The sequence below is a fragment of the Sphingobacterium siyangense genome (assembly GCF_007830445.1).
In the GTDB taxonomy this organism is placed as follows: domain Bacteria; phylum Bacteroidota; class Bacteroidia; order Sphingobacteriales; family Sphingobacteriaceae; genus Sphingobacterium; species Sphingobacterium siyangense.
This window is the reverse complement of record NZ_VLKR01000043.1, coordinates 35,693-41,852: the sequence shown is the minus strand read 5'-3', so window position 1 is coordinate 41,852 and position 6,160 is coordinate 35,693. Positions and strand designations below refer to the sequence as shown.

The following is a 6,160-nucleotide window of genomic DNA, read 5'->3' as shown; positions in this document are numbered from 1 at the left end:
ATCATTACCACAAATAGGAACTTTGAAGACTGGGGGACACTTTTCGGGGACAAAGTAATCGCATCGGCGATAATAGACCGCATAGTGCACCATGCCACAATCGTCAAACTAAATGGAAACAGTTACCGTATAAAGAACCTCCTGGAACTGAACGGAATGTTTGAAGACGACCCTAAGGAAAAATCAAAAAGGGGAAGACCCAAAAAGTCAGAAGATCAAGAAAATTATGAAAATAATAATGAATAGAATAATGGTTTTTTTTGTGAAATTAGTGGGGGCATTCTGATGCGAACTAGTGGAGGCATTCTAATGCGAAGTGACACCGACGCCAATGAAACAGCAGAAGCACTTGTGGAAGCCCTAAAAAAAGGTGATAAAAGCGGTGGGAGCGATCAGTTCTTTACTCAGTCTGCTGTTAATTTTTTGACGTCCTGTATCTACTTTTTTAGTAAGTATGAGAATGGCCGTTATTCAACTTTGCCCCATGTTCTGGCATTTCTAAACCTGTCTTACGAAGATATTTTTGACACACTCTTTAGCAATGAAGAGCTTAGTTCACTTCTTTCTCCATTTCAGACAGCTTATAAAGCACGTGCATTTGAACAGCTGGAAGGTCAGGTCGGTACATTAAAAATCTTTATTAGCAGGTTGGCGACAAAAGAAACGTTCTGGGTTTTTGGAGGAAATGACTTTGAACTACAGATAAGTAGCCCCAAGCACCCCGGCATACTGATTTTGGCCAATGACCCCGCTACTCAGAGTATCAATTCCGCATGTTTATCGGTTGTTGTTAACCGAGTAACTAAGTTGGTGAATTCCAAAGGAAATCTTCCGGTAGGGATCGTCGTTGATGAAGCTCCAAGCCTATACCTATATCGTATTGAACAGGTGCTCAGTCAGGCCCGAAGTAATTTGGTCGCCACAGTATTGGGGATTCAGAGCCTACAGCAATTTCAGCAGCAGTATGGCAAAGAAACATCTGCAACAATAACCTCCGTCGTAGGAAATGTGTTATCCGGAAGTGTGCAGAACAAAGATACATTAGAGTGGCTGGAAAGAATTTTTGGAAAGGTCAAACAGCAGAGCGAAAGTCTCAGTATCGATAGAAATAAAACATCAATGTCGCTGTCGGAAAAACTGGAGCCGCTCATTCCTGCCGGTAAAATTGCAGCCCTACCAGCTGGTCAGATGGTAGGGCTGGTAGCTTCTGATGCTGTTGGGATATTTACCGGGAAGTTCAAAACTTCGGCAGTTAATTGTCGGATAAATATTGATGTGGAAGCTATTAAACTTGAAGAACAGAAGTATAGAGAATTACCCGTATTCTATGATTTTGGCGGACAGAAAGAAGAAATTTTGTTGACAAATTTCAAAAAGATCATTGGTGAAGTCAATTCAGTTGTCGATGCAGTGACCGGATTTCGTTCGATCCAGCCTATTAAGACGGAATCCCTGGAAAATAAATACAAAAAATCTGGGGAATAATTTCAGATCATCTTATCTCATTTCATTATGTATACCATTCGTTGTCCTGTATGTTCAGGCTGTCACGGGCCGATAATCTGGATACTTTTATTGTTTTTTATCTCAGTAAAAACAACTGCCCAATCCATTGATTTTAGCCTTCCTCTTGAAGAAATGAAGGTAGCATCACCCTTCGGAATTCGGATACATCCGATAAAATTAAAATCTATTCATCATAACGGCGTAGATCTGGCCGCAAGAGGTTCGCCAGTTTTTAATATACTTTCTGGTACAGTGGTAAAGGCCGGTGAGAGTCCATCTCTTGGAAAGTTTCTTGCAATCGGATCCGGTGAAATCCTTATTACCTATGCACATCTATCACGACTATTGGTTCAAAAAGATCAATATCTGCAGCCCGGTCATCTTATTGGCGTAAGTGGAAGAACGGGGATGGCAACCGGGGAGCATCTCCATCTCTCCGTTAAAATCTGGGGTCAATTTATTGACCCCATTCTTTTTATTAAAAAACTCAATGAATTCAACTTAAATCTTTTAAACCGACAAAAAAATGAATAAATCGTTTGAAAGCCTTAATCAGAAGCTTAAGATACTTAAAGAAGGGGAGGAAATCGGACTGACTCCAGAGGAGGCCGTCATATACGGAATTTCTTATGGTGACGAATTTCCTTTTGACGAGGAAAATAATGAGGAAGGAGAGCAGGATGAACAATAAGGTTAAATCATTGCACGAACAAGTTGCAGCAGCCCTCATCGAAAAACTTGAAAAAGGGACAGCTCCCTGGCAAAAGCCATGGAACTCTTCATCTACCGATTTCAACCTTCCTTATAACGCACTTACAGGTAATAGATATAAAGGGATCAATATCTTTTCACTGCTCAATGCCGGTAGGGAAGATCCGCGTTGGCTTACTTTTAAGCAGGCTGATGCAAAAGGCTGGCAGGTAAATAAGGGCGAAAAGGGCACTCTTGTCCAATTTGTCAAAACCCATGATCTTGTTCCAAAATTAGATGAAAAAGGAAATAAGGTTCTGGATGAAAACGGTAAAACCATAAAAGTTAAGACAGCGCTGGAGCGTGCTATTGTAACGGCAGCTTGGGTATTTAATGCGGAACAGATCAGTGGAATTCCAAAATTGGAAGTACAGCCACAAATAAAATCTGAGTGGGACCCTGTTGTTCGTGCAGAAGATCTAGTTCTTCTTTCGGGTGCGGTAATCAATCACAAAAAGGGTGACGAAGCCTACTATAGTCTTCGTTCTGATAGCATAACGATGCCGCTGAAGGAACAGTTTGCGACGCCTGACCGATATTATGCGACTTTATTGCACGAGCTTGGCCACTGGACTGGTCATGAGGATAGATTGAATAGATCCCTATTTAATAGGTTTGGTAGTGAAAACTATGCGAGAGAAGAACTAAGAGCTGAAATAGCTTCTATGTTAATTGGTGATGAGTTTAAAATTGGTCATGATCCTGGCCAACATGTAGCATATGTGAAAAGCTGGATTGAGATTTTAAAAAATAATCCCTTTGAAATTCATGCCGCTGCTACTGATGCTGAAAAAATATTTAATTATCTTTTGGATTTCGAACGTAAACGTGAGCTCAACCAAAATATTGAAAATAGAAATCAGCAGAAAATTGATTCTAAACTCTTTATAGGTGATATAATTTCATATAAAGACTCAGTATATAAAATAGTTGGGCAGCTAAAAAGAGGCAGATTGCAAGTTGAGGAACAAAATACAGAAACCAAATTTGTCCTATCCAAAAGCGATAAGCTCTATCAATCACTTCTCGAAGCTAAAAATGGTATGGAAGAGAAAATGCCAATTATCTCTACTTTAAAAGAAGAAGTCCAAAAGGCTTCCTATGGTTTAAAACGTTAATGAAACACAATAATCTTATGAATCAGTTTAAAGACAATGAACTCCCGTTGGGTGAACTTGAAAAACTAGGCCTTTATATTCAAGGGCGTATACTGCTATCACGAGACAATATCAATGCTTTACTGACGGGTAGAAGGACAGAAATGACAAACTTTAGGGATTTAAAATTTGATGGGCTTTCTATTCCTGAACTCGATGCTAAATTATCCCTAAAAAAGGATCAGGATGGAACTGTGAGCTTAAATGTGCACCCAATTTATAAAGTAGCAAAATCGCACGAGCTACTTGATGAAAACGAAAGCCAGAAGCTTCAAAATGGAGAGATTGACAATATCGCAAAGGATCAAGAGGTACAAAAGGGTAAGGTGAGAAAAATAATCATTGAATACGATGAACAGACAAAAGAATTTATATCATATGATCCTGAAAAAGTAAGTGTCCCGTTAAAGGTAAATTCTGAGACTCTTAATGAAGAACAAATTGATCAGTTTAAAACTGGACAGATTGTGGAATTATCCGATGGTACAAAGTTCCAGCATACAGCGCTAAATCCACAGGGAATAAGATCTGATAATAAGCGTTTGGCACTTTCCGTTCTCTTTGATGCGGGTATCTCTTATCTCGTTTATAAAGGAATTCAGGCGTTAAAAAACAGGGCTGCAAAATTTCAGAACGAAGGTTTCACAAATGGGTATAATCAGGCAGTTGCTGATATGAAACAAAAGGGAGAGTTAAAAGATTCTAATGTTACTATCCAGCAATTAATAGATAAACATACCCCTAATCAGGAATCTAGAGGCTATGGACGCTCTTCTTCTCGTTAATGAACAACGCTGATAACTTGAATCAGAAAGTAATCCGATTCTTTGAACCATTTTTTGAAAAATCCATTCATGGTATTGAGTTTAGTTATGGATGTAATACTAAGGCAAAGGAAATTTGGAAAAGTTCAGGGTTTGTGGATGAAATTCCCCAAGGTATCTGGACAGCTTACCATCAATTACCGATTTCAATAGCTCATTTATTTATAGCCTCGAATTGTACAGATACCCTATGTTTTGCACATTTTTTTCCACAATATGTGGAAAAAAAGGCGGGCGTTGCTTTCTCGTCATTTGGTTATCTGCCGAATAAAGAGAATTTTAGGGAACTTATTTGCAAGTTCCCTAATGCAAAAATTCATCTTATATTTGAAAATAGCCTGCTAGGACGCATTTTTGACTGTAAGATTGCCCTTTTAAAACATGGTATTGACTCTAAAATTTCGATCAACGGGAATTTTATTCAAATAGAATTTCATGGGCAGACTCTTGAGTTACCGATTGAGAGGTTTTCACTAAACTACTTTGAGGTGATTTCTAGTAAACGGTTTCCCATTCGGACCTATAAACCAGCCAAGGGCTTCTTGAATTTTCATAAATTATTTACGGCCATATAATAACTATGTCTATAAGCCTATAAAATCTTTGTCTGTTCATTTTCAATATCAATTAATATACTTTAAATCGTAATTCGGAGCAATGGGGACATAAGTCTAGGGGAAAATCTTGAATATAACCCACTCCAAATCTAATTACTCTTAAATCCAAAACTTAGTACGGAATGAAATCTCCGATAGAATCTAATACATTATTTTATCATATTACAGATGCTTACTTTGAGACATTCAAAGATCGCTACCGTGGAAGCAATACATTTTGGGACAATACTGTTCACGGCTTTTTCTTTTCTGAAAAAAAGGAGAATGCGCAAATGTTTGGAAATACTATTATTAAAGCAAACCTTGAGATTCTTAAAACACTTGATCTACGTCTTCAGTCAATTTTTAAAGAAGAAAGTCAGGCATCCCTTATTTGGGAGATACTTTCTGGAGAAAAACTGGACAATTGTGAGGCACTTGTGAGCTTGGATGAAGAAATCGGGATCGGTGAATTAGGCGAAATGCGTGATAGTTTAAACAATGAAATTGCTCATAAAATGATGGTTGCGGCCGGTTATGATAGTATAATTTCAGATTTTGGTGATAACCAGCCAGAATACATTGTATTTACGGCTAAGCAAATAAGAATTATTTCTATAGACAGGAGTTTCCAAGAACGGAAAATAGGACGGTAAAAATTTTTAATATTTCACTCTAAAACTATCTAATGAATATAGAACTTAAAAATGTTAAACATTTTCCATCATTAAGTCAAGAAACGGAGGCGTTTACAGCATCTTTATATATTGATGGTAAACATGCCGGATTTGCTGAAAATACGGGGCACGGTGGTTCTACTGATTATTATGGAAAGGATGCAAAAGGAAAAGTGCTTATTAAACAAGCAGAAGATTTCGCCAAATCTTTTAAAAAGCCGGATGATCGCTTTATTAATATGGCATTCGAAGAGAAAATAAATGAGCTTCTTTACGATCATTTACAGAAAAAAGAATTTGAAAAATTTAATAGAAAACTGGCTAAAATAACTGCTTATGGAATAGCGTACGGTATTCCAAATCATTCCTATTCTTATTTAACTTTTAATCATTCGATGGAAAAGTTTCTTAGTAGAAAGGAGGGGATAGAACATATCAAGAATTTGATTAAGGAAAAGATTATTCCTAAACTTGAATCAGATAAAATGATATTAAATACTAATATTCCTGAGGAACTCCTTTTGGAGTCTGGTCTAAAGAAAGGGCAGTATACCAAACCTATGACAAGTTACAAATCTCAACACGGTTTAGCTACTAAAATTGATCAAATTAAAAGTGGAAGATAGCAAGTGAAAATAGGTCGTGATATC

Annotated in this window: 9 protein-coding genes; all 9 read left to right on the top strand. The window is 37.5% G+C overall.

Features of this window, described 5'->3' with window-relative positions:
• Positions 1-246: ATP-binding protein (locus tag IQ31_RS27765; RefSeq protein ID WP_208734178.1), on the top strand; the 246-nt coding region annotated here is incomplete at its 5' end.
• Between the two features lie 39 nt (positions 247-285).
• Positions 286-1,485 (top strand): type IV secretory system conjugative DNA transfer family protein, encoded by a 1,200-nt coding sequence (locus IQ31_RS24820; protein WP_145330865.1) that lies wholly within the window; start codon positions 286-288, stop codon positions 1,483-1,485.
• 153 nt (positions 1,486-1,638) lie between these two features.
• Positions 1,639-2,040: a M23 family metallopeptidase gene (locus tag IQ31_RS24815; RefSeq protein ID WP_158638972.1), complete on the top strand. Its 402-nt coding sequence runs from the start codon at positions 1,639-1,641 to the stop codon at positions 2,038-2,040.
• On the top strand, positions 2,033-2,197 hold the full coding sequence (locus tag IQ31_RS27470) for a hypothetical protein (RefSeq protein WP_158638971.1): 165 nt from the start codon (positions 2,033-2,035) through the stop codon (positions 2,195-2,197). Before IQ31_RS24815 ends, IQ31_RS27470 begins: the two co-directional genes overlap by 8 nt.
• Positions 2,187-3,374 (top strand): ArdC family protein, encoded by a 1,188-nt coding sequence (locus IQ31_RS24810; RefSeq protein WP_244294573.1) that lies wholly within the window; start codon positions 2,187-2,189, stop codon positions 3,372-3,374. The genes IQ31_RS27470 and IQ31_RS24810 overlap by 11 nt, the downstream gene beginning before the upstream one ends.
• A complete protein-coding gene (locus IQ31_RS24805; RefSeq protein ID WP_145330858.1) occupies positions 3,374-4,198 on the top strand; it encodes a DUF4099 domain-containing protein in 825 nt (274 codons plus the stop codon). The genes IQ31_RS24810 and IQ31_RS24805 overlap by 1 nt, the downstream gene beginning before the upstream one ends.
• A gap of 17 nt (positions 4,199-4,215) precedes the next feature.
• Complete coding sequence (locus IQ31_RS24800) at positions 4,216-4,812, top strand: hypothetical protein (protein ID WP_145330856.1); 597 nt, start codon at positions 4,216-4,218, stop codon at positions 4,810-4,812.
• Between the two features lie 164 nt (positions 4,813-4,976).
• The gene (locus IQ31_RS24795) at positions 4,977-5,489 is read left to right on the top strand and encodes an ADP-ribosyltransferase-containing protein (protein ID WP_145330854.1); all 513 of its coding nucleotides are present in this window, start codon (positions 4,977-4,979) and stop codon (positions 5,487-5,489) included.
• 32 nt (positions 5,490-5,521) lie between these two features.
• Positions 5,522-6,136: a hypothetical protein gene (locus IQ31_RS24790; RefSeq protein WP_145330852.1), complete on the top strand. Its 615-nt coding sequence runs from the start codon at positions 5,522-5,524 to the stop codon at positions 6,134-6,136.
• Positions 6,137-6,160 lie beyond the last annotated feature (24 nt).